The sequence below is a fragment of the Massilia sp. CT11-108 genome, assembly GCF_047302915.1.
GTDB classification, from domain to species: domain Bacteria; phylum Pseudomonadota; class Gammaproteobacteria; order Burkholderiales; family Burkholderiaceae_D; genus Telluria; species Telluria orientalis.
In genome coordinates this window covers 1-1,110 of the sequence record NZ_JBKYMO010000959.1, presented here as the reverse complement: position 1 = coordinate 1,110, position 1,110 = coordinate 1, and the positions used below count along the sequence as shown (strand labels likewise).

At 72.0% G+C, this 1,110-nt stretch carries 1 protein-coding gene; it reads right to left on the bottom strand.

The features are described from left to right. On the bottom strand, positions 1 to 1,110 hold a 1,110-nt coding region (locus ACEN88_RS32350; RefSeq protein WP_413346316.1), incomplete at both ends, for an FAD-binding oxidoreductase.

Here is a 1,110-nt window from a genome sequence, read left to right as displayed (position 1 = left end):
ATGTCCGCCTGCGGCGCGCCGGCCAGGCCCTTGTTGAAGTGCAGGCCCACGCTCCAGTGCCGGCTCGCCTGGAACAGCGCGTCGGCGAGGCCGGCCTGGCGTTTCGCATCGAGCAGCCCGGCCGGCAGCCACGCCGACTTGTAGCCGTGGATGAACCAGCCCTCCTGGTCTGTGTCGCCCTTCCAGATCACATGGTGCGCGGGCGCGCCCGGACGCGGATCGGCGACCATGAAGCCGGGCGCGTGCTCGCGGAAGTACGCCGCGTCCCACATGTGCCGCGCGGGCAGGGCCAGTACCTGGAACGGCTTCTCGAACGAGTAGGCTGGATGCGCGCGCAGCCAGTCGAGCAGCGGCGCCCACGTGCGCGCCGCGCCGGCCTCGTCGAGGTCCTGGAACACCATCGAGACGTCGACGGTGTTGTCGCCGTGGATGCCGATCTGCTCGCCCCAGTGCGGATTGAACAGGTCCTTCGCATAGAACTCGACCAGCTTGCCGACCAGCGCACGGAATGCGGCATCGTCGGCGGCGCGCACCTTGCAGAAGACGGCGCCGAACGTGGCCGGCAGCTCGCGGGTGCGCAACGTGAGGCGCGTGACGATGCCCACGCTGCCGCCACCGCCGCCTTTCAAGGCCCAGAACAGGTCCGCGTTCGTGCAGGCGTTGGCGATGCGGAGCTGGCCGTCGGCCGTCACGACTTCCGCCTCCAGCAGGCCGGCCGCCGCCGTGCCGTAGCGCTTGGAAAAGCTGCCGAAGCCCCCGCTCTGCACGAGCCCCGCCACGCCGACGGTCGTGCAGCCGCCGCCCTGGACGTAGCGGCCGGCGAGCGTCGTCACCGCATCGTACGCGTCGATCCACATGGCGCCCGCGCCCACCGTGACGGCCGGCTGCGGCGCGGCCCCGCAGTTGCGCGCGACGAAGGCGGGTTCCAGGCGGACGTCGTTCATGTGCCGCGTCCAGACGAGCAGCGAATCGGGCGCGTCGGACGTGCCCTGGTAACTGTGCCCGCCGCCCTTGACGACGAGGCGCAGGTCGTGGGTGCGCGCGAAGTTCACGGCCGCGGCGACGTCGGCCGGCGTGCGCGCCGCGACGGCGTACGCGCTGGGCTGCGAG